Raw genomic sequence first — 22,559 nt, 5'->3', positions numbered from 1 at the left:
TCTTCTTCCCTCGGCTCTTCACCCCATCAGGTGATTCACTGCGCGGGCGGCCGCACCAGCCCCTTGCCGTAGGCGTAACGCACCGCCTGGGCACGGTCCTTGAGGCCGGTCTTCGAGAAGAGGTTGTTGATGTGTGTCTTCACCGTCGCGGTCGAGACATGCAGCTTGCGGGCGATCTCCTGATTACTGAAACCCTCGGCGATCAGCACCAGGACCTCGGTCTCCCGCGCGGTCAGTCCGTCGGGCGGCGCGTCGGCCGTCACCGAGGGGCCGGCCTCGGGCTGCGACAGCCGCTCCAGCAACCGGCGCTGGACGCTCGGCGACAGCCCCGCGTCGCCCGACAGCACGCTCTCCACGGCACGCACGATCTCGTCACCGCCGGCGTCCTTGGTCAGGTAGCCCCGGGCGCCGGCACGCAGCGCGGGGAACAACGACTCGTCGTCCGCGTACGTCGTGAGCACCACGACCTGGGTCCCGGGGTACTGCGCCCGGATCCGCCGGGTGGCCTCCACGCCGTCGCAGCGGGGCATCCTGAGGTCCATCAGGACGACGTCCGGGGCCAGTTCCGCGACCAGTCGCACCGCCTCCTCGCCGTCTCCCGCGGCACCCACGACCTGAACCCCGGGCAGCAGCCCGAGCAGCATCACGATGCCCTCCCGGACCACGGTCTGGTCGTCGGCGACCACCACCCGTGCGGGCTGCTTCTCCCCCTCCGTCTGCGTCATACCGGCACCCTCAGCGTCACCACGAACCCTTCCTCGCCCGCCCCCGCGTCCAGAGAGCCGCCCAGCAGCTCGGCACGCTCCCGCATGCCCAGCAGACCGTACCCCCCTCCGGACCCCGTGAGTTCGCCCGGCCGGCCGCCCGAGTCCCTTACGTCCAGCGTCACTTCGTGCTCGCCGTAGTCGAGCCGCAGCTGCACCTTGGCGCCCTGGGCGTGCTTGCGGACGTTCGTCAACGCCTCCTGGGCGACTCTGCGCACGGTCTGGGAGGCCTCGGCCGACAGCGGCCTGCGCTCACCCGTCACGGTGACCTCGGCGCCGTCGGACCCGCTGACGAGTTCGCTCAGGAAGTCCTCCAGCGGGGTCAGATCGCCCCGCAGCGCGGACAGTGCCTGTCTGGTCTCGGCGAGTCCGTCCCGGGCCATGCCCCGGGCGGCCACCACCCGCTCCAGGATCCGCTCGCGGTCCGCGCCGTTCTCGATCAGCAGCCGGGCCGCCTCCAGGTGCACCAGTTGCGCCGAGAGGCTGTGGGCGAGCACGTCGTGGATCTCCCGTGCGATCCGCGCTCGCTCGGCCAGTGCCGCGGACTCCGCCTCGGCCGCCCTGGCTGCCCGCTCCTGGGTGAGCAGCCGCTGTGCGTTGCCACGAGCCTCCGCGTCCAGCCGCAGGACGTATCCGGCGAGGGCCATGCCCACCACCGAGGCGGCCGTGGTCAGCCACACGTCGTTGTTGAAAGCGGAGTACGCGGCCAGGCCCACCGACGTCACGGGAGTCGCGGCCGCGAGGGGCAGCCGCTCCAGGGCGGTGACCCCGCAGCCGCACCAGAGCACCAGGGCCAGTCCCCTGAACCCGGCGGCCTCGGCGCCGACCGCCAGGCCCATCAGCGCGGCCAGCAGCGTCAGGGAAGGCACCAGCCGGTGCTGGTAGGTGGTCCGGTAGAAGGCCCAGGCGAGGAGAGCGGCGGCGACGACCCCGGCCATCGCCGCGAGTCCGCTCCAGATACCGACGTGCTTCTGGTTGTACGCGCCCCACAGCAGCAGGGCGATCACAAGGGCCCTGACGGCCCAGGCCAGCATGCGCCGGCGTTGGCTGATTCCGGCACGGCCGAGCGCCTCTTGCGACGGCCAGCGAGTCCAGGCGTTCTCCGTCACGCGCGCTCCCTCCTGACCGACCGCATGTCGTCACCGTACGCCGGGGCGGGGCGGTTCACGGCGCCGAGGGGCTGGGCACGCCAGACCAGGATTCCGCCGCGGACCAGCAGGGTGGTGGCGAGTCCGAGCATCAGGGCGGCGCTGTCCTGGTGCAGACCGAGCGCGTGGCCGATGCCGAAGACACCGATCCGCAGGGCGATGCCCACGACCCATACGGCGATGCTCGCCTTGGTGCTCTTGGTCCACACGACACCGTCCGGTTCGGTCCAGATACGGGTCGTCCAGGCCCATCCGGCGCCGGTGGCCAGACCGACGAGCAGCTCCACCACGAGCAGTACGGCGGATTCCGTTCGGTGGTGAGCGTCGAGGATGCCGGGCTCGCGCAGCGCGACCACGCCGAGGATCACGGGGATCAGCCACCAGCGCCGGTCGGTGTTGATCGCGCGGGCACGGAACTGCCGCGCGATCACTATGGCGGCGACGGCCACGATCACCAGCGCGTTGGCGAACCCGGACATCAGAGCCTCCGTGAGCGAGAAGAAGGTGCCGGGAGCGGGCGCTGCCGACACCTACGAAGCTACGGAAAAGCGCAGGTCGGGAGATCGGCGCCGGGGTGGATCACGGGTGGAATCCTGCAGCGGTCCGTCTCCACCCACGGGTGTAGAACCACGTGGGGGACGGCTGAGGGGCGGAGGGCAGACAGGGCAAGGTCCCGTCGGCCGGTACAGCTCGTGGTGGGCCGGCGGACGCCCCGGTCGAACGCGAGCCGCGCCCACAGCCCCGCCGGGCCGCCGGCCCCCGCCCGGCCCGCGAGGACGGCCTCGGGTCGGCGGAGAACGGCTCACCGTCGCCCTTCGCCGGCTCCCCGGCCCCGCAGGCACCCGAGCCCCGCGGGCGCGGCGCGGCCGGCTCCGAACCGACTCCGCTCGCGCCGCCCCGGGCGTACCCCGCTCAACCCGCCGCGGGCAAACCTGTCGGCCGAAGCCCGGCGCGGCGGCTACGCGTCGATGCGCGACCGGTCCAGCGTGGCCGCCGAGTTGGAGATGAACTCCTTGCGGGGCGCCACGTCGTTGCCCATCAGCAGGTCGAAGACCTGCTCAGCGGCCTCCAGGTCGGCGAGGTTGATCCGCCGCAGGGTGCGGTGGCGGGGGTCCATCGTGGTCTCGGCCAGCTGGTCGGCGTCCATCTCGCCCAGACCCTTGTAGCGCTGGATGGAGTCCTTGTACCGGATGCCCTTGCTCTGGAACTCCATGAGCTTGTCGCGCAGCTCGCGGTCCGAGTACGTGTAGACGTACTTGTCCTGGCCCTTCTTCGGCTGGACGATCTCGATGCGGTGCAGCGGCGGCACAGCGGCGAAGACCCGGCCGGCCTCGACCATCGGCCGCATGTAGCGCTGGAACAGCGTGAGCAGCAGGCAGCGGATGTGGGAGCCGTCCACATCGGCGTCGGTCATCATGATGATCTTGCCGTAGCGGGCCTGGTCGATGTCGAAGGTACGCCCCGAGCCCGCTCCTATGACCTGGATGATCGCGCCGCACTCCGCGTTCTTGAGCATGTCGGTCACGGACGACCGCTGCACGTTCAGGATCTTGCCGCGGATCGGCAGCAGGGCCTGGAACTCGGAGTTCCGCGCCAGCTTGGCCGTACCGAGCGCGGAGTCGCCCTCGACGATGAAGAGCTCGCTGCGGTCGACGTCGTCGCTGCGGCAGTCGGCGAGCTTCGCCGGCAGGGACGAGGACTCCAGGGCGGTCTTACGCCGCTGGGCGTCCTTGTGCTGGCGGGCCGCGACGCGCGTACGGGCGGCGGCCACCACCTTCTCCATGACGACCCGGGCCTGGGCGGCGGCGTCCCGCTTGGTGGCGGTCAGGAACGCCTTCAGTTCCTTGGTGACCACGTTGTTCACGATGCGGCGGGCCGCCGACGTACCGAGGACCTCCTTGGTCTGACCCTCGAACTGCGGCTCGGCCAGGCGCACGGTGACGACGGCGGTGAGGCCCTCCAGGGCGTCGTCCTTGACGATGTTGTCCTCGGCCACGCGCAGCATCTTCTTGGCCCGCAGGACGTCGTTCAGCGTCTGGGTGAGAGCCTGTTCGAAGCCGGCGACATGGGTGCCGCCCTTCGGCGTGGCGATGATGTTGACGAAGGACCGGGTCGTGGTGTCGTAGCCGGTGCCCCAGCGCATGGCGATGTCGACGCCCAGCTCGCGGGTGACCTCGGTGGGGGTCATCTGACCGTGCTCGTCCAGGACCGGAACGGTCTCCTTGAAGGTCCCCTGGCCCGAGAAGCGCAGCACGTCGCAGACCGGCCTGTCGCCCGCCAGGTACTCACAGAACTCGCTGATGCCGCCGTCGAAGCGGAAGGACTCCTCGCCCTTGCTGCCGCCCTCGCCGAGGCCGAGCTCGTCGCGGACGACGATGGTCAGGCCCGGCACCAGGAAGGCGGTCTGGCGGGCGCGCTGGTGCAGGTTCTCCAGGGAGAGCTTGGCGTCCTTGAGGAAGATCTGCCGGTCGGCCCAGTACCGCACGCGCGTGCCGGTGCGGGTCCTGGGGATCTTCTTGGTCTTGCGCAGCCCGCTCTTGGCCTCGAACTTCGCCTCGGCGCCGTCGGCCCCGAAGGCGCCCGGCACACCACGCCGGAAGCTGATGGCGTGGGTGTGGCCGCCGCGGTCCACCTCGACGTCGAGACGGGCGGACAGGGCGTTGACCACGGAGGCGCCGACGCCGTGCAGACCGCCGGAGGCGGCGTACGAGCCGCCGCCGAACTTTCCGCCCGCGTGCAGTTTGGTCATGACGACCTCGACGCCGGACAGGCCGGTCCTGGGCTCGACGTCCACGGGGATGCCGCGGCCGTTGTCGCGCACCTCCACGGAGCCGTCGTCGTGGAGGACCACCTCGATGCGGTCGCAGACACCTGCGAGGGCCTCGTCGACGGAGTTGTCGATGATCTCCCAGAGGCAGTGCATCAGACCGCGGCTGTCGGTCGAGCCGATGTACATGCCAGGGCGCTTGCGCACGGCCTCGAGGCCCTCGAGGACGAGCAGGTGCCGCGCGGTGTAGTTGGAACCGTCCCGGTCTGCTCCTGCCAGCAGCGCTGTGGACGGCACGGACGTGTCGGCGGTCACGCGGTTCGCTCCTCGCTGAATTTCAGTTGACCCCCTACTGGGTAAGGGGACGGCTTCGGTTGCCGCTCAGAGGGTACCGAGGCCTGGTAGAGCCGGTGTAACGCCACCCTCGTCGAGAACTCAGACTAGTCCACGCTCGCATGCGTGTTCGATCCCTCGATGGAGTGAAGTACACATCACGTTCCCTTGGAGGCATGAACCATTTAGGCTCCGGGCACGTCCTCATGAACAACAGGCAACCCGGCCTGGAGGACCGAGACACAACACTGCGCGAAACCGTAAGCAGCACAAGAGACGCACTACGGCACATTCGCCGCCAACCGGCAGCAAACAGCCGCCCCGGAAGAATTTTTTCGAGGAAAAGCCACGAGCGGGAACGTTTTCGGGCTGGTTGGATGTTGACCCTGGTACGACAGCTCGTCGAGCTAGAGAAGAGGCGACGTGACTACTGTTCTGACCCCCGCGAGCCCGCTGACGGCCGCCGATCGCTGCGACCGCTGCGGCGCCCAGGCATACCTGCGCGTCGTCTTGCTGAGCGGCGGAGAACTGCTCTTCTGCGCCCACCACGGTCGCAAGTTCGAGCCGGAACTCAAGAAGATCGCCGCTGAGATACAGGACGAGACGGAGCGGCTGACGTCCCTTCCGGGCACGGGCACCGCTTCCGAAGAAGAGCGCTGAATCTCGCACACACGACGAGCCAGCCCCGGCGCAGGCCGGTGAACGGGCGGCCGCTCCTGCCGTGGAGCGGCCGCCCGTGCTCATGCCCCGTGCGAGCGCCTCAGGGGCGCGCCTGGGGCCGTTTCTGGCTCCCTGAGGCCGCTCCCAGGCCCCGTACGACGTCGGATACGCGGGTGTAGACGCCGGGGTTGCCCGGCCTGCCGCAGCCGCTCCCCCAGGACACGAGCCCGACCAGCCGCCCTGCCGCCACCAGCGGGCCGCCACTGTCGCCCTGGCAGGCGTCCGGGCCGCCGGCGGGTTCTCCGGCGCAGAGCATGCTGTCGGCGCGATAGGTGCCGTCGGGGCCACCCGGGTAGGCACGGGTGCAGAGGTCGTCGGCCAGCACACGCACCCGTGCGGCGTGCAGCGTGCGCGGGTAGGCGCCCGCGCCACTGGTGTCACCCCATCCGGAGACCAGGGCCTCGGTGCCCGGCGTGTAGGCCGGGTCGCCCGCACTCGCCATGGGGACGACCGCGCTCTGCGGCAGCTCCTTGGCGAGCGTGATCACGGCGAAGTCGCCGGCGTGGGTCTCGCTGTCGTACCCGGGGTTGATCCGGGCGTCCCGTACGGGGATCTCCTGGCCTTCCGCCGACAGGAGGTCGGTGCGGCCCGCGATGACCTTCAGGTCCCGCATGCGGCTGGGAGGGGCCCCGAGGACATCCTCGCCGAGGCAGTGAGCCGCGGTGAGCACCGTCGTCCGTGCGACCGCCACGCCCCCGCAGAACTGGCCCGCCCGTGTACCGCCGAACCGGTCACGGCTGGACAGGGCGACCGTCCACGGGGCCTGGGAGACATCTATCGGAAAGCCCCCGACCACCACGCTGTCGGCGGCCACGGGTGTCGCGTTGACCAGGGGTATGACGGTCATGGCGGCCGCCAGGGCAAGCGGCCGGATCAGTGACCGGGCAACGGAACGACGCATGCAGGCTCCTCACTCCGGGTGGTGCTGGGAACACCCAGGGTGATCCACGACGTGGATGCGCGCAGCACGAAGGCCCGGCTCCCACACGGGGAGCCGGGCCTTCGCCGTCGTACGACCGCGACCTAGTCGAGGTAGTCGCGCAGCACCTGGGAACGCGACGGGTGGCGCAGCTTCGACATGGTCTTGGACTCGATCTGGCGGATGCGCTCACGCGTCACGCCGTACACCTTGCCGATCTCGTCGAGGGTCTTCGGCTGACCGTCGGTGAGCCCGAACCGCATGGAGACGACGCCGGCCTCGCGCTCGGACAGGGTGTCCAGAACGGAGTGGAGCTGCTCCTGCAGGAGCGTGAAGCTGACCGCGTCGGCCGGGACGACGGCCTCGGAGTCCTCGATGAGGTCACCGAACTCGCTGTCGCCGTCCTCACCCAGGGGGGTGTGCAGCGAGATGGGCTCGCGGCCGTACTTCTGGACCTCGATGACCTTCTCCGGGGTCATGTCGAGTTCCTTGGCCAGCTCCTCCGGGGTGGGCTCGCGGCCCAGGTCCTGGAGCATCTGGCGCTGCACGCGCGCGAGCTTGTTGATGACCTCGACCATGTGCACCGGGATACGGATGGTGCGGGCCTGGTCGGCCATGGCGCGGGTGATGGCCTGACGGATCCACCAGGTGGCGTACGTGGAGAACTTGTAGCCCTTGGTGTAGTCGAACTTCTCGACCGCGCGGATCAGACCGAGGTTGCCCTCCTGGATGAGGTCCAGGAAGAGCATGCCGCGGCCGGTGTAGCGCTTGGCCAGGGACACCACCAGACGGAGGTTGGCCTCCAGCAGGTGGTTCTTGGCGCGGCGGCCGTCCTCGGCGATGATCTCCAGCTCGCGCTTCAGCTTCGGCGCCAGCTTGTCGGCGTTGGCCAGCTTGTCCTCGGCGAACAGACCCGCCTCGATGCGCTTGGCCAGCTCGACCTCCTGCTCGGCGTTGAGCAGGGGGACCTTGCCGATCTGCTTCAGGTAGTCCTTGACCGGGTCGGCGGTGGCGCCGGCCGCGGCGACCTGCTGCGCGGGCGCGTCGTCCTCGTCCTCGTCGGACAGGACGAAGCCCGCGCTCTCGGCACCCTCGGGCTCGTCGGCGACCTTGGTGTCCTCGAGAACCTCGTCCTCAAGAAGCTCGACGTCGTCCTTCTTGGCCGTGGTCTTCTTGGCGGCCGTCTTCTTGGCGACGGTCTTCTTGGCGACCGCCTTCTTGGCGGTCGTCTTCTTGGCGGCGGCCTTCTTGGCGGGTGCGGCTTCCTCGGCGGAATCGGCGGTGACCGGAGCGGCGGACGCCGTGGGGGCGGCCGCGGTGGCGGTGGTGGCCTTCCTGGTCGTCACCGTCTTCGCCGCGACCGTCTTGGTGGCGGTGCGCTTGGCCGGACTCTTCGCTGCGACGCTCTTGCGGGTGCGCTTGGGCTCTGCGGCACTGACCATCAGCGTCACACCCTCTTCCTCAAGAATCTGGTTGAGGCTGCGCAGTACGTTCTTCCACTGAGTGGCCGGAATCTGGTCAGCTTCGAAGGCCCGACGCACATCGTCGCCGGCGATCTGCCCCTCAGCCTTTCCCCGCTCAATGAGCGCCATGACAGAGACGGACTCGGCGATCTCCGGCGGGAGCGTACGGGATGTGCTGGCCGACACGAACAACCTCTCGGAACGTTGGAAAACGGCTTCCGGCACCGTCCACTGCGGACAGGAGCCGACCACCGGCCTGGGGATGGCCGACGGCGCGGGCGGGGGCCTGGGAGATGCACAGCGCCTGTCATGGCGTCCGTATTCCCTCCGCGGCTGTCACCTCTTAGGTCATCGCGCTGTCTCCGCGAGCGTTACGCCCAATCTGCGTGGCCCGAGTCACACCCCGTAAGCGATCAAAAGCATTCAGAAATAGACAAATAGGTTTAGCCTTGGCGTCTCGCCCGGCCACGCGGAGGACCGCGGCGGGCCCGTCGCACCGCTGGACCCCGCCGGACCGCACAGGGTCCGGCGGGGTCCGGCGACGTCCGGCACCGAGCCCGGCGCCGCCACGAGCACCACGAGGACGCCACGCACCGGCGACCGCACCGCCTTGGCCGCGGGGGTCAGTGCTCGCGCGGGGCGGGCACCACGCGCTCGACCTCGGGGTGGACCGTGAGCAGTTGACGCATGGCCGCCTCGGCCGCCGCGCCGTCGCCGGTGCCGAGCGCGTCGACGATCCGCGCGTGCTGCGCGAGAGACGCCTCGTTCGGCCGGTCACAGGACGTGACCGGGCCGCCGGAGACCTGCAGGGCCGCCGAGACGATCCCGGAGAGGTGCTCCAGCATGCGGTTGCCGGCGATCTGGATGAGCAGGCCGTGGAACTCTCCGTCGGCGCGCGAGTACGTCAGCGCGTCGCCCTGCGCCATGGCATGGCTCATGATCTCGACCATGTCACAGAGGCGCTGCTGCACCTCCTCTCGCCCGTGCCCGGCGGCGAGGCGGGCGGCGAGCGGCTCGATCGTCCAGCGCAGCTCGCTCAGCTCGCGGCGCTGGTCGTCGCGCTGGGGGCCGAAGGCCCGCCACTCGATGATGTCCGGATCGAGCAGATTCCAGTCACTGACGGGACGCACACGCGTGCCGACGTTCGGGCGGGCGCTGACCAGGCCCTTGGCTTCGAGGACACGGAGCGACTCGCGGACGACGGTGCGGGAGACCTCGAAGCGCTGGCCGATCTCCTCGGGCACCAGCGGACGGTCCGCGCCGAGGTCGCCGGAGACGATCATCTGGCCGAGCTGCTGGACGAGCTGGCCGTGCAGTCCACGTCCGCGGCTGCCCGCGGCACGCCGGCCGACGCGGCCCAGGTCGGGGTCCGCACCTTCCCAGGTGGGCGCTGCGACGCGATCGCCCACCTGGGACTCTGCGTAGGGGTAGCGGTCGAGATCGCCCGGGCCGGCCAGACCGGAGTCGGTGGAGCGGGCGGCGGTCATCATGGTGTGCGCAAGGGTACTCACGGATCCTTTGTCGGCGTCGCCTCCAACTCCCTTGAGGTCTTTGGTGAAAAGCACACGAAAGGGTGATCGCTCACCCCGTCGCAATTGACGCCTTATCGGAAAGAAATGGGCTTTCCGCGGGGAGTTGTGCACATGCCGGGACCGGATGTGTGCGCATGCTCGTCACTGGAACCGGGCGCGCAGCGTCGTGAACAGATACGCGCACAGCAGTGCCGACAGTGACAACGCCAGGGCTCCGCCCACGGGTTGGGCGAGCACGCGTACCAGTCCGAGCAGGTAGCGTTCACCTCCGAACGGCCACTGCAGCAGGTAGACCTCCCGCATCCGCACCGGGAACCCGGCAGCCGTGCGCAGGGCCGACCCCTGCGTCACCTTGTCCACGAGGGGAACGACGACAACGGGCACGGCCAGTACGGCCGCCAGGCCACCCGTGGTGGACCGGAACACACCGGCCGCCAGGACACCGGCCCAGGCACAGCCGACGACCAGGCCGAACCAACTGGCGCTCAGCGAAAGCCAGTCGGCGGGAACTTGTGTCAGCTCCCGTCCGTAGACGATGTAGAGCGCTTCGGCGTCGCAGCCCATGGTGAGGAAGGCCAGCAGCACCGCGGTGGCTCCGGAGACGAGCAGTTTCGCGGTGAGCAGCCCCAGCCGGCGGGGCACGGTGCCGCGGTCCGCCGCGAGGGCGGGGTGGCGGAACTCGTCCCCGAAGGCCAGCGCACCGAGCAGTCCTGCCGCGAGCGCGGCGGGCGGCAGCGGCAGCTGCCGCGGCCACGCGGCGAACAGTCGCGCCTGCGGGGTGTGGCCGAGCCTGCCCAGCAGTACGGCGGTGAGCGCGGACACCACCAGTACGGCGCCGCAGGTGACGAAGCCGACGCCGATCCCGGTCGCGCGCCGGAGCTCGTAGCGCAGGGGACGCAGGGGGCTGGGGGCGGGACGCACGGTGATGGGGGGTGGGAGCGGGGGCAGGGTGTCGAGGCCACTGGCACCGGCAGGACGGGACCTCTGCGGGGAGTCCGGCTGACGGCTGCAGGGATTCCTGGCGCCGGGGAGCCGGATGCGGAGGGCGGGGATGCGGAGGGCGGGGATACGGCCTGCCAGGGCGTTCGTGAGGCCGGTCTGCGGCCCCCGGGCCGCCGAGACCGCGTCGCGCGCGGCGCGCGCCGTGCTCGCGGCTTCGACGGTCCGCGCGCCGCGGGCTCCCGCCAGCACCTCGGCGGGGACGTCTCCGGCTCCACCTCCGTCCGGAGCGTCCTCCCCGGGGGGCGCGTCGTGGCCGTCAGGGGCGTCGTGACCGTCGCCCGCGTCTTCGCCGGACGCGACGCCACCGGGCGCGTTCTCTCCGAGCGACCCGCCCACGCCTTCGCGCGCCTCCACGCGGTGGGTGCCGTCCGTTCCGTCGGGCGTCCCCGCCCCGGCAGGCATCTCCATGCCGTCCGGCTCGGCGCCGGCGTGCGCCGATCTGCCGGTTTCCGTGCCGGTGCCGGCAGGCGAAGCGCCTTCGGTCGACACCGGACGAGTGGTCTCGGTCTGCTCGGTACCCGGGCGAGTACCGGGCGCCTCTGCGTGCGACGGCACCTCACCGTCGGCGGCCTGCGCCGACTCCCGCGCCGACGGCCCTTCACCCGAGGAGAGGCGGGAACCCTCTCCGAGCGACGCCGCCTCGGCGCCGGGAGCCCGCTCGCCGTGCCCCGAGGGCGATTCCTCCCCCGCCGACGGTTCTTCCCGCCGGGAGCCGCTGGGCGTACCCCCCTGCGGCGGCGAGGTGTCCGATGGGGCGTTCTCGCGGTTCCCCACCGAGAAGCCGAACGGCATGGCGCTCCGGTCCCGCGCGGAGGTATCCGGCGGCGGGGCGCCCGGCTCTCCCGGCAAGAGGCCTGATGCTTCGACGTCCGGCTCCGCCTCGGACGAGCCGAGCGGCGGCGCATCCGGCTCCGCCACCGACCACGCAGGCGCCACAGGGCCCGACAGCGACGCGGCCACGCCGACCCACGAGGCGCCGGACTTCACCGTCGGCAAGCCGGGCACGGCCCTCTCGGGCATCAGCAAGCCGCGGACGGTCGCCCCACGCGCCACCGACGACGAGCCGGCGTCGCCCCTGTCTGCCGCCGGCTCCTTCGACGCCACCACGCCCGCATCCGCCGACGAGGGGACGACGGGTCCGGCACCGGCGCCCGGCCCGCCGCCGGCCCACGAGGCACCCGGCTCCCCCGCCACCGAACCGCCGACGGGCGGCCCGGGCTCCGCCGGCGACGAGCCGGCGTCGCCCCCGTCTGCCGCCGGCCCCTTCGACGCCACCACACCCGCGTCCCCCGACGAGAGGACGACGGGTCCGGCACCGGCACCCGGCCCCATGTCACCGACCTCGTCGGCCAGTTGGTGGATGAGGATGCCATGACGGAAGGCCGCGTCGCCGATGTCGGCGGTCGTGGAGCCGTACACCGAGAGACGATTGCCGCCCTCGTGCACGACTTCGACAGAGCGGCGGGTGGTGCGGGCCTCCTTGGTGAGCAGAGCCGCGAGACGCGCCGCGTGCGGGCTGCGGACCGCCACGCGCGGACGCAGCCGGGTACGGGCGAACTCCCGCGCCTCCTGGTCGGCCACGAGTCTGCCGCGGTCCAGGGTGACGACCCGGTCGGCCGTGCGTGCAGCCTCCTTGGGATCGGCGGAGCTGTAGAGCACCGTGCCGCCCTGGTCGGCATGGGCCCGCAGCATGCCGTGCAGCCACTGCGCCTCACGGGCCGAGAGTCCGTCGGCGGGTTCGTCCAGGACGAGCGTGTGCGGGTCGGGCAGCAGGGCACAGGCCAGGCCGAGTCTGCGGTCCATTCCGCGTGAGAGCGTGCCGAGCCGCTCCTCGCGGAGGCTGACGAGGCCCACCGCTTCGAGAACCTCGTCGGCCCGTCGCGCGGGTACTCCCGAAGCCGCGCACAACATGCGCAGATGGCCGCGGACCGAGCGGGCCGGATGCCCCGGTACGTCGCCGAGGAGCACACCGACTTCCCGTGCCGGATGGGCGATCCGGTGCAGGGGCCGCCCCTTGAAGTAGGTGATGCCGCGCCCCTGTTGAAGCTCGAGCATCAGTCTGAGCGCCGTCGTCTTGCCCGCGCCGGCACCTCCGAGGAGCACCGTGACATCTCCCGCGCGTGCTTCGAAGGAGACGTCGTCGACGGCGGGCGGGTGCGCCTTGCGGGGATTGCTGGTCAGTCCGAAGGCATGGATCACCTGCAGCAAGATAGCGCGTAATGTCCGGTTTTTCGGGTATAACCCGATCTGCTAATGCATGCAATGCGAGTCGACCCGCTTGGCGTCCGCCGTTCGACGGAGCCGGGCTCGGCATGTGCGGTCGGCACGCCGGGCGGTCCGGGCGGCCCGCGAACCCGTACGCCTCAGACCTCGGGACGCAGCATCGGCGGATTGAGCAGGGTGGCGCCGCCGGCCCTGAAGAGCTGGGCCGGCCGTCCCCCCTGGCGCGTGGTCGTACCTCCGGTGGGGACGAGGAATCCGGGGGTCCCGGTGACCTTGCGGTGGAAGTTGCGCGGATCGAGCGCCACCCCCCACACCGCCTCGTACACCCTGCGCAGCTCGCCGACGGTGAACTCGCTCGGGCAGAACGCGGTGGCCAGCGATGAGTACTCGATCTTGGACCGGGCCCGCTCCACCCCGTCGGCGAGGATCTGGGCGTGGTCGAAGGCGAGCGGTGCCATGGGCTCGCCGTCGCGGCCGTAACCGCCCTGCTGGAGCAGTTCCTCGACGGGCGCCCAGCGGGCGTTGCTGGCATCGCCTCCCGCCCGCGGCGCCGGCAGGTCGGGCGCGAGCGCGAGGTGCGCGACGCTCACCACGCGCATCCGCGGATCCCTTTCGGGGTCGCCATAGGTGGCGAGTTGTTCGAGGTGGGCGCCGTTGTCCTGGGCCGGGGCCGCGGGGCCGTGTGCACACAGCCCGGTCTCCTCGGCGAGCTCGCGCGCCGCTGCCTGGGAGAGGTCCTCGTCGGCCCGTACGAAACCGCCGGGCAGCGCCCAGCGCCCCTGGAACGGCGGCTCGCCCCTGCGGACCGCCAGCGCGCACAGGGCATGGCGGCGCACGGTCAGCACGACCAGGTCCACGGTGACGGCGAAGGGCGGGAAGGCTGACGGGTCGTAGGGCATGCGGCGATCATAGTCGTCTTCCTGACGATAAACACTCCCCTCGCCGACCGCATCGATCGTGGTTCCACTTCGTACCGGTGCGGGCCACGGGGCCGGCTCCCATCCCCGTCCCCCTCGCGTCATACGAGGTCACACTCCCAGTTGCAGGCCGTCCGCCGCCTCCTCGACCATGGCGAGCCCCAGCCGGCTGACCCGCACGGCGAACGGCGCACCGGCGACGCGCAGCCCCGTCAGACCGAGTTCGCCGAGCGGCGCGCTCCGCACGGGGCTCAGGGTGATTGTGCGGGCGGGGGCGTCCGGGCGGATGCCCGCGAGCGAGGTGAGCATCATGATCACGGAGGCCGCCGCGGTGGCCGCCGGCCGGCAGGCCGCGGGGTGCGGAAGGGGAGCGCTCCCGCCAGATCGCTGCTCTCCGCCGAACATCTCCGGCAGCCGGTGACCGAAGTGTTCCGCCGCTTCCAGCAGCCCTCTCAGCAGGCCGGCGGATTCCTTCTCATAGCCGGCGGCGGCCAGTCCGGCGACGGCGAGTGCGGTGTCGTGCACCCGGACGGCTCCGGTCCGGTGACCGAACGGGTTGTGTCCCGCCTCCTTGGCGCCGAGGCCGCGCAACCCCCAGCCCGCGTCCATGGCGGGGGTTCCGAGCAGCCGGGCGAGCTGTTCCGTCTGCACGGCGTCCAGCAGGCCCGGGGCGAGCCGGCCGGAGCCGAGCAGGCCGGTGTCGAGGAGGTGGACGGCGGTGGAGCCGAGGTGCGGCACAGGACGGCCGTCGGGTGCCAGGGCCGCGGCGGGGCGTCCGCCGCCGCGGTCCGCGACCCAGAAGTCGGCCCGGAAGGCCGTCTGCAGGGCCTGGGCCCACTGCCGTAAGTCGTCGGCACCGGGACGGTCGTACGCGTCCAGGAGATCGGCGCCGAGCAGGGCGGCCCGATACGCGTGGGCCTGTGTCTCGCAGCGGGCCGGACCTCCGGGTTGCGGGTCGTGGAGGTAGGGGCCGTCGCCCGCGGTACTGCGCAGCCAGGTGAGACAGCGTTCCGCCGTGGGCAGCAGCTCTGTCGTCTCCTGCTCCGGCAGGCCCCAGCGGCGGGCCTCGGCGAGCAGGACGGGGAAGAGCAGGGTGGCCTCCGTGCCCGTGCATCCGGGCGGCAGGAGTGGGCCGGCGTCGCGTCGTGGTCCGGGGATCATGCCGGGCCGTGGGCTGCGGTCCGGAAGCTGGGTGCGGGCCAGGGTGCGCAGTGTGCCCGCGGCGAGCCGGGTGCCGAGCGGCAGTGTCATGCGGGCCGCCGCCAGTGCGTCGGCGGGGGCCATGCCGCAGCGCCAGGGCGCGCCCGCCGCGAGGTGGGTGTCGGCGGGGTGGGCGGGGTCGCGCAGGAGCAGGGCCTGGAGGTCGGCCACCGCCGCGTGCAGCAGCGGGGCCACCCGGGAGTCGTCGCCGGCCGCTCTGGCGGGAGCGAACGGACTGGTCGTGGCCTGCCCCGCCGCCCGCAGCGGGCCGGCGCCGTCGAGCCGCACCCGGAGCTCCACCGCCGCCGTGCCGCCCGCGGGCACTTCCAGTTCCCAGCGCAGCAGTCCGGCCGAGGCGAGGGCGTCGGCGGGCGGCGGGTCCGCGGTGACGGAGGCGGCGGCTCCGGCCGTGGCCCAGCGCAGGCCCGAGTCGTGGACGGTCGCCGGAAGTTCGGGCCCTGCCCGGCCCGAGGCGATGGTGCCGAGTTCGGCGAGGTCCGTGCCGAGGGCGACCTCGACGGGCAGCCTGAGCGGTCGCGCGGCCGCGTTGCGGAGGATGATCCGTTCGGTTCCGTCGGCACGGCGGATCCGCTCGACCAGGACATCCGGATCGGGGCCCGCCGACGGAGAAGCGTGCAGTGTGCCCACGAAACGGGCACTGTCGGCGCCGGTCATCCTGGCCTGTACGGCCAGCGGTTCGCGGCCGGCCACGCGGACCTGACACCGTGAGAGCAGGCGCCTGCCACCTCGGTAGAACCCGTCCAGTCCCCGGCCGGTCAGCTGTCCCTCACCGGAGATGGCGAGACCGGGCAGGGCGACACAGATCAAGGCGGTGTGCGTCGGCGGCAGCTCGGGGGCCGGACGGCTGTCCTGCGGTGTGCGCACCGACGGGGCCGCGGTGGTCCGGCGGCCCCGGTCCGGGACCGGTGGCCTTCCGTGGCCCGCCGAGCCGTTCGGCCCGGGGTTCCTCGGCGAGGGCCGGGCGACGGTCTGCCGTGCCGTGGCGGCACCGTCCGGCGGGAACCAGTCGCGCCGGGCCCAGGGCGGGCGTTCGTCATCGACGGGGGAGGGCGGAGTCGGCTGCTGGTGCATGGGGTGGCTTCCTCTGCGCTCGGTGCGCCTCTGCCCTGCCGGGCGGCCGGAGGGGCGCGCCGCAGGACACGGGTCGTACGGCGGCCGGGCCTTTGCGGGCGCTCCGCCACTCAGGTGAACGGAGCGAGGCTCGTCCGGGTCACGGCTCGCCTCGGTGAAGCCGTCCGTGGGCCGGGGGGCGGGGGCGGCGGTGCCGGGGAGGCCGGTGGCGCGCCGCCACCACCAGCGGACGTGCGGTGGGCCCTCGCACACGACCCGAGCGGTCGGGTGTGTCCGGTCGCCCCCGCCGGTCAAGCGGGCCAGAAGGGTGCCGCCGGCGCGGCAGTCGCACCGGCTCCCGCGAGACCGCCTTCGCAGCGAGCTCCAGGGCCGTGCCCCGCGTCCCGAGGCGTCCGCCGAGGGGCCACGCGGCTTCCTGCCGCAGACCTGCTGAAGCGGGGATCCTCCCACGCTCACCCGTACGACGCTCACCCCTCCTCCTCGGACTTGCCTCGATCCTTTCGCGGCGGAACCGCGCTGGTCGTGGTGCCACCCGGCTCCGCCGCCCGCGGGCGCGTGCCGTCCTGGCCGCGGCTGCCGGGGCGCGAGGGCACGGCTGCCGGGGAGCCGGGGCGGGAGCCGGCCGGCCTCCTCCGGCCGCCGGTGGACCGAGCCGCGCGCGGGGCATCGCCGCCGTCGGCGGAACGCACCCGGCGCCGTCGGCGTGTCACCGTTCCCCGGCCCGGCTCGGCGTCCTCGCCGTTCGCGACGGCGCTCGCCGCGGGCGTCGCCTCTTCACCGGCCGCGAGCGCTGCGGACGTCGCCTCGTCGCCGGCCGCGAGCGCTGCGGGCGCCGCCTTCCGCTCCGGATGCGGCTGTGCGGCGTGGTCCGCCGGTGTACGCCCCGCGCGCTCGGCGCGCAGGCAGCGGCGGACCGATTCCGGATCGATGCCTTCGTTGCAGGCCTGGTGCAGCAGCCGGGCGAAGAGGTAATCGGGATCCGCGCCCAGCGCCATGGCCAGCGCCTCACGGGCCTCCAACTCGTCACCGGTCGACCAGGCGACCCAACCGGCCAGGGTCAGTGGGGCAGCGGCGTGCTCGCCGTAGGGACCGACGCAGCGGCGGGCCAGGGCGCGCCAGAGCCGGAGAGCCGGACCCGCCTCGTCGCCCTCCATCCACACGGCCGCACGGTCGCGGGTCGTGCGGTCCTGGAGTCCGAGGATCAGCGTCGCCGCCTCGTCGTGTGCCAGGAGGCCGTCGTCTCGCAGGTCGGCGGGATGTGCGCCGGACACCGGAGCCGCGGCGGCGAAGCGGCGGATGACCCGCTCCGCGAGGCCCAGGGTCTCCTCCGCCACTGCCGCGCGGGACCCCTCGTCGAGAATGCGGGGCACCAGAGCCATCCCGGCCGCGTCCAGGGCGATCTCCTGCTCCAGGGCCGCGGTCGTCTCCCAGGGCTGCAGCCTGGCGCGCAACTCGCGCAGCGTGCCCCGGACCTGGATGCCGGCGTAGGTGGCCGCGGCGGCCAGCACGGAGGTGCCGGGAAGGCCCATCGGCGAGCCGTCCCCGGGGCAGCAGGCCTCGGTCGGGCAGCAGTACGACCAGAAGCGCCCGTCGGAGATGCACAGTGCCTCGATGACCGGCACGTCGAGGTCGCCGCACTGGGTGCGCAGGAGGTGGGCCAGCCGTTCGAGCCGTCGTTTGACGTCGCGGCCCGACTCTCCCGGGGAGGGTTCCTGGCAGATGTAGGCCACCATCTGCTCGGGCCGGGCGCCCCGTCGTTCGCTGCCGGTCACCAGTCCGTGGGCGAGCTGGCGCGCGGCCGCCTCCCAGTCCTCCTCGTTCGCGGGGATGCCGAGGCGGGCCCGGCCGCCGAAACGCCCCCGACTCTCGCGGTCGTGCAGGGCCACCAGCACCATGCTGTCCTCCGGGCGGTAGCCGAGGAGGTAGGGCAGGGCGTCGGCCAGTTCGGCGGGGGTGCGCAACGTGACCTGTGTGTCGTGGGCGGACAGGCCGACGGACGGCTCCTGTCCGGAGATGTCGCTGTTTTCGAACGGTCCGGCGGTTTCGCTGTGATTCGTCATGCGCCGACGATCTCGCGGATCTTGAGATTCCGGTTGGCCCTGTGGACAAGTCGGGTCAGGGACACAACAACACCGTCCCGGCTGTCCACAGACCGCACCGGGCGCCGCCCGCTTGTCAGTCCTGTCCTGTTGTATGGGATGCATGGAGCACACGAGCAACGCGGATCTCCGGGCGCAGGCGGACGCCGTCCTCGCCCGGCTCGTCGGGGATGCCACGGGCGCGGCCCGGCTGCGCGAGGACCAGTGGCGGGCGATCGAGGCACTGGTCGCCGAGCGGCGCCGGGCCCTGGTGGTGCAGCGCACGGGATGGGGCAAGTCCGCGGTGTACTTCGTCGCGACCTCGCTGCTGCGGGCCAGAGGGAGCGGCCCCACGGTCATCGTCTCGCCCCTGCTCGCGCTCATGCGCAACCAGGTGGAGGCCGCAGCTCGGGCCGGCATCCACGCCCGTACCATCAACTCCGCCAACACCGAGGAGTGGGACGCCGTCCAGGCCGAGATCGCGGCCGGTGCGGTCGACGTCCTGCTCGTCAGTCCGGAGCGTCTGAACAACCCGGACTTCCGCGACCAGGTCCTGCCCAAGCTGTCCGCCGCGACGGGCCTGCTGGTCGTGGACGAGGCCCACTGCATCTCCGACTGGGGTCACGACTTCCGCCCCGACTACCGGCGGCTGCGCACCATGCTCGCCGACCTCCCGCCCGGTGTCCCCGTGCTGGCCACCACCGCCACGGCCAATGCCCGTGTGACCGCGGATGTCGCCGAGCAGCTGGGCACCGGCGGCACGTCGGACGCGCTGGTGCTGCGTGGACCGCTGGACCGGGAGAGCCTCAGTCTCGGCGTGCTGCGGCTGCCCGACGCCGCGCACCGGATGGCCTGGCTCGCCGACCACCTCGACGACCTGCCGGGCTCCGGCATCGTCTACACGCTCACCGTCGCCGCCGCCGAGGAGGTCACCGCGTTCCTGCGGCAGCGCGGGCACCGCGTCGCCTCGTACACGGGCAAGACGGAGAACGCCGAGCGCCAGCAGGCCGAGGACGATCTGCTCGCCAACCGGGTCAAGGCGCTGATCGCCACCTCGGCGCTCGGCATGGGCTTCGACAAGCCGGATCTCGGCTTCGTGATCCACCTCGGCTCCCCCTCCTCCCCCATCGCCTACTACCAGCAGGTCGGCCGCGCCGGCCGCGGGGTGGAACACGCCGAGGTACTGCTGCTGCCCGGCAAGGAGGACGAGGCGATCTGGGAGTACTTCGCGTCGCTCGCCTTCCCCTCCGAGGAACTGGTCCGGCGCACCCTGGACGTCCTCGCCCGGGCGGGCGGCCCGCTGTCGCTGCCCGCGCTGGAACCCCTGGTCGAGCTGCGTCGCTCCCGCCTGGAAACCATGCTGAAGGTCCTGGACGTGGACGGAGCGGTCCGTCGCGTCAAGGGCGGCTGGATCGCCACCGGGCAGCCCTGGTCGTACGACACCGAGCGCTACGACTGGGTGGCCCGGCAGCGCGCGGCCGAACAGGAGGCGATGCGCGCCTACGCGTCCACCACCGAGTGCCGGATGGAGTTCCTGCAGCGTCAGCTGGACGACGAGGGTGCCAAGCCCTGCGGCCGCTGCGACAACTGCGCCGGCCCGCGCTTCGCCGCCGACTCGTCCGCGGCGGCGGTGGACGCGGCGCGCAGCGACCTGGGCCGTGCCGGCGTCGAGGTGGAACCCCGTCGTATGTGGCCGACGGGCCTGCCGGCCATCGGCATCGACCTCAAGGGACGCATTCCGGCCGGTGAACAGGCCTCACCGGGGCGGGCTCTGGGGCGGCTGTCGGACATCGGCTGGGGCAATCGACTGCGTCCGCTCTTCGGCCCCCAGACGCCGGACACCGCTGTGCCGGACGACGTGGCGCGGGCCGTGGTGGGTGTTCTGGCCGACTGGGCGAAAGGGCCCGGCGGCTGGGCGTCCGGCGCGTCCGACGCCCAGGCCCGGCCGGTGGGTGTCGTCACCGTGGCCTCGCGGACCCGGCCCCTGCTGATCCGGTCCCTGGGGTCCCGGATCGCCGAGATCGGACGGCTGCCGCTGCTCGGTTCCGTCGAGTACGCCGAGGACGTGCCGCGGGTCCCCCGCAGCAACAGCGCGCAACGGCTGAAGGCCCTCGACGGTGCGTTGACGGTGCCGCCCGCCCTCGCGTCGGCGCTCGCCGAGGCGGGCGGCCCGGTGCTGCTGGTCGACGACTTCACGGAGACGGGCTGGACCCTCGCGGTCGCGGCGCGTCTGCTCAGAAGGTCCGGCGCGCGGGGGGTGTTGCCGCTGGTCCTGGCCGTCCAGGGGTGAGCGCGCACCGGCCCGCGGCAGCCCTGCGGGCAGGCCCCCCGTGCCCCAGGCATCATGGGGCCGGCCTTTGGGTAGGGATATAAGCCACGCACCGCCAGATACCAGTCGGTGGCCCCAATTGCTCGTTGCCGCATCCCAGTTCGGCAGGAAGAATTGAGGTCCGCTCCCCGCACGGCTCGTCCGCGATCAGGTAGGGCTTTGCTGCGGTGCGCGGTCCCTCGAATCCGACCTCGCCCGCAGTATGGGCGCGTAGCCGAAGGGAGGAACGTGTCCTTCGGATTCGCCTCGTCCTCGGCGGCCTCCTTGTCGACGTCCGCGTCCGCCGCTTCCGCCAATCGCCTGCTCGAGCCCGCCGAATGGGCCGCCGCCGGAATCCCTCTGCTGCGCAACCCTCGTGAGGTCGTCAGCGGGCTGCATGCCCGCCATGCGCCGATGCCCTCCACGGCGATCGTGGCCGTGCTCGATCCGGAGGAGCGGCTGTGCGCCAGCGCCTCGTTCACGCGCCGTCCGGCCCCGGCCGACGGCTGGATGTTCCGCAACGCGCTGCTCTCACAGCTGCGCCGGGTCATTCCGCACGACCTGCGGCGCCGCACCCCGGTGCGCACGGCCGTACTCGTCTACTGCCGTGAGGGCGACGCGCATTGGACGGAGGAGGACGGGGCCTGGATGTGGGGCCTGCGCGACGCCTGCACGCTGCACGGGCTGCGGTGCGGGGCGTACATCACGCTGACCCACGACGGCTGGCACGTGCTCGGCGAGGGACGCAGCGGACGCCGTCCCAACGCCGACAGCGCACCGGAACCCCTCGCCATGTCCGAGGCCCCGCCGCTCGTGCCGCGCACCGGTGGCCCCGTCTCCGAGGTGCTCCGCCGCGCGGCGGCCCGCTGAAGGGCAGGGCAGCGGGTCGAGTTCGCGGACGACGGTCTCCGGCGTCCTCGACGGGGCCGTGCGGTCAGCGCAGCAACCGCGCGCCGTTCGGGATGCCAGGCCGCCGCACGGACGAGGCCCCCGCCGCACCTGGGAGAGGTATGTCGCCCGGGACAGTGCGGCCCGTGTCCCGCCGGGAACGGACCGGCACCTGCGCGGCGTCCGGCGGTCGTGCGAGCCGTAGGAGACCGAATCGCCCATGCCCCGGCCTGGCTGCGCGGCCGTCTCCCACGAGCCGCTCCGGGCGCGCACGGCGACGGGTACGGGGTCGGTCACCGTCGCCGATGTCGGCATCCCGGTATCCAGCCGGCATCCGAGGACGTCACCGGGATCGGCCCTCCCTGTGGACGACCACCGCCGTGCACCCGGCGTCGCGGGGAGGCCGCCCCAGGAAGGGAACGGCCGTCCCGTCGTCCGGGCATGCCGAGGACGACGCCGTGCGGATGCCGCCGGAGCGGCTCGTTCGCCGCCCCGGTTGCCCCGAGGTGCCGAGGTCGGCTCAGACGCCGGCGCCCAGCACCGAGTTGATCTGCTGCGGGTCACCGCAGACGATCAGCAGGGCACCGGCCCGGGCATGGGCCAGCGGAAGGGCCGAGGCGGCAACGGAAGCGGGGCCTCCGTTGACGGCCACGACGACCACGGGGCGGGACGCGGCGCGGGAGACGGCGGCGGCGTCGGCATAGAAGACGTCGTCACCGGCATCGTGCTGCGCCCAGTAGGAGGCTTCGCCGAAGGACAACTCGTGTTCCGCCCACGGGTGCTGGGACCCGGTGGTGAGCACGAGCACGTCGCCGGGGGCACGGCCCGAGTCCAGGAGCAGGTCCACCGCCTCGTCGGCGGCGTCGACCGCTCCCTCGGCCGAGGCCGGGATCAGCTGGATCTGCGGGCCGGCCGGCACGGCGGCGGGAGCGGCCGGGCCCGACGGGCCCGGATGGGCCGGAGTCACGTCACGCGGTGTGCGCTGTACCGGCGGCGCCGGCCGCGGAGGGCCGGGGCGACCGGGGCGGGACGGAGCCGCGGGGCGGGGGCCGGGTACGGGGCGGGGGGTCGGCGCGGTACGGCCGCTGGCGGGCGTGGCGCGGGGACCCTGGGCACTCTCGTGAATCTGAGGCTCCTCGGGAATGAGAGGCATGAGCTGATATTTATCAAACATTGGTGCGGCGCGGGTGGCCGGGGGGCACATC

Annotated in this window: 15 protein-coding genes; 3 read left to right on the top strand and 12 right to left on the bottom strand. The window is 72.5% G+C overall.

Going from position 1 to position 22,559, the window contains the following annotated elements:
- Positions 1-35 precede the first annotated feature (35 nt).
- From IE244_RS31225 to IE244_RS31210, 4 genes are all read right to left on the bottom strand, one after another.
- Complete coding sequence (locus tag IE244_RS31225; protein ID WP_191876922.1) at positions 36-725, bottom strand: response regulator transcription factor; 690 nt, start codon at positions 723-725, stop codon at positions 36-38.
- Positions 722-1,873, bottom strand: coding sequence for a sensor histidine kinase (locus tag IE244_RS31220; RefSeq protein ID WP_191876920.1), 1,152 nt, complete (start codon positions 1,871-1,873; stop codon positions 722-724). Before IE244_RS31220 ends, IE244_RS31225 begins: the two co-directional genes overlap by 4 nt.
- Complete coding sequence (locus tag IE244_RS31215) at positions 1,870-2,391, bottom strand: DUF1453 family protein (RefSeq protein ID WP_191876919.1); 522 nt, start codon at positions 2,389-2,391, stop codon at positions 1,870-1,872. Before IE244_RS31215 ends, IE244_RS31220 begins: the two co-directional genes overlap by 4 nt.
- Before the next feature lie 479 nt (positions 2,392-2,870).
- Entirely contained in the window at positions 2,871-4,994 is a 2,124-nt protein-coding gene (locus IE244_RS31210; RefSeq protein WP_191876918.1) for a DNA gyrase/topoisomerase IV subunit B, read from the bottom strand.
- Between the two features lie 441 nt (positions 4,995-5,435).
- Between IE244_RS31210 and IE244_RS31205 the strand changes: the two genes are divergently transcribed.
- Complete coding sequence (locus tag IE244_RS31205; RefSeq protein ID WP_191876913.1) at positions 5,436-5,672, top strand: DUF7455 domain-containing protein; 237 nt, start codon at positions 5,436-5,438, stop codon at positions 5,670-5,672.
- Between the two features lie 100 nt (positions 5,673-5,772).
- On the opposite strand, the gene IE244_RS31200 is transcribed toward IE244_RS31205, so the two are convergent.
- The 7 genes from IE244_RS31200 to IE244_RS31165 all read right to left on the bottom strand — a co-directional run bounded on the left by IE244_RS31200 (position 5,773) and on the right by IE244_RS31165 (position 18,140).
- A complete protein-coding gene (locus tag IE244_RS31200) occupies positions 5,773-6,633 on the bottom strand; it encodes a serine protease (RefSeq protein ID WP_191876912.1) in 861 nt (286 codons plus the stop codon).
- A gap of 122 nt (positions 6,634-6,755) precedes the next feature.
- Positions 6,756-8,300 carry an RNA polymerase sigma factor gene (locus tag IE244_RS31195; protein ID WP_191876911.1) on the bottom strand — a complete coding sequence of 515 codons (1,545 nt, stop codon included), beginning with the start codon at positions 8,298-8,300 and terminating at the stop codon, positions 6,756-6,758.
- Positions 8,301-8,737: 437 nt separating this feature from the next.
- Positions 8,738-9,625 (bottom strand): FadR/GntR family transcriptional regulator, encoded by an 888-nt coding sequence (locus IE244_RS31190; protein ID WP_191876910.1) that lies wholly within the window; start codon positions 9,623-9,625, stop codon positions 8,738-8,740.
- Positions 9,626-9,787: 162 nt separating this feature from the next.
- On the bottom strand, positions 9,788-12,847 hold the full coding sequence (locus IE244_RS42385) for an ATP-binding cassette domain-containing protein (protein WP_229854445.1): 3,060 nt from the start codon (positions 12,845-12,847) through the stop codon (positions 9,788-9,790).
- 164 nt (positions 12,848-13,011) lie between these two features.
- Positions 13,012-13,770 (bottom strand): NUDIX hydrolase, encoded by a 759-nt coding sequence (locus tag IE244_RS31175; protein ID WP_191876909.1) that lies wholly within the window; start codon positions 13,768-13,770, stop codon positions 13,012-13,014.
- Between the two features lie 129 nt (positions 13,771-13,899).
- Positions 13,900-16,080, bottom strand: a complete 2,181-nt coding sequence (locus IE244_RS31170) for a glycogen debranching N-terminal domain-containing protein (protein ID WP_229854443.1) — start codon at positions 16,078-16,080, stop codon at positions 13,900-13,902.
- A 467-nt stretch (positions 16,081-16,547) separates the two neighbouring features.
- Positions 16,548-18,140, bottom strand: a complete 1,593-nt coding sequence (locus tag IE244_RS31165; protein WP_191876908.1) for a DUF4192 domain-containing protein — start codon at positions 18,138-18,140, stop codon at positions 16,548-16,550.
- A gap of 142 nt (positions 18,141-18,282) precedes the next feature.
- Here IE244_RS31165 and IE244_RS31160 point away from each other — a divergent pair, with 142 nt between their 5' ends.
- Positions 18,283-20,448 (top strand): RecQ family ATP-dependent DNA helicase, encoded by a 2,166-nt coding sequence (locus IE244_RS31160; protein WP_191876907.1) that lies wholly within the window; start codon positions 18,283-18,285, stop codon positions 20,446-20,448.
- Between the two features lie 267 nt (positions 20,449-20,715).
- On the top strand, positions 20,716-21,336 hold the full coding sequence (locus tag IE244_RS31155) for a hypothetical protein (protein ID WP_191876906.1): 621 nt from the start codon (positions 20,716-20,718) through the stop codon (positions 21,334-21,336).
- A gap of 538 nt (positions 21,337-21,874) precedes the next feature.
- Here the strand turns inward: IE244_RS31155 and IE244_RS31150 are convergent.
- Positions 21,875-22,507 carry a hypothetical protein gene (locus tag IE244_RS31150; RefSeq protein ID WP_191876905.1) on the bottom strand — a complete coding sequence of 211 codons (633 nt, stop codon included), beginning with the start codon at positions 22,505-22,507 and terminating at the stop codon, positions 21,875-21,877.
- Between the last annotated feature and the right edge of the window lie 52 nt (positions 22,508-22,559).

This window comes from Streptomyces filipinensis (genome assembly GCF_014649495.1).
GTDB lineage: Bacteria > Actinomycetota > Actinomycetes > Streptomycetales > Streptomycetaceae > Streptomyces > Streptomyces filipinensis.
The sequence above is the reverse complement of the archived record's forward strand: the minus strand, read 5'-3'. Positions and strand labels throughout refer to the sequence as shown.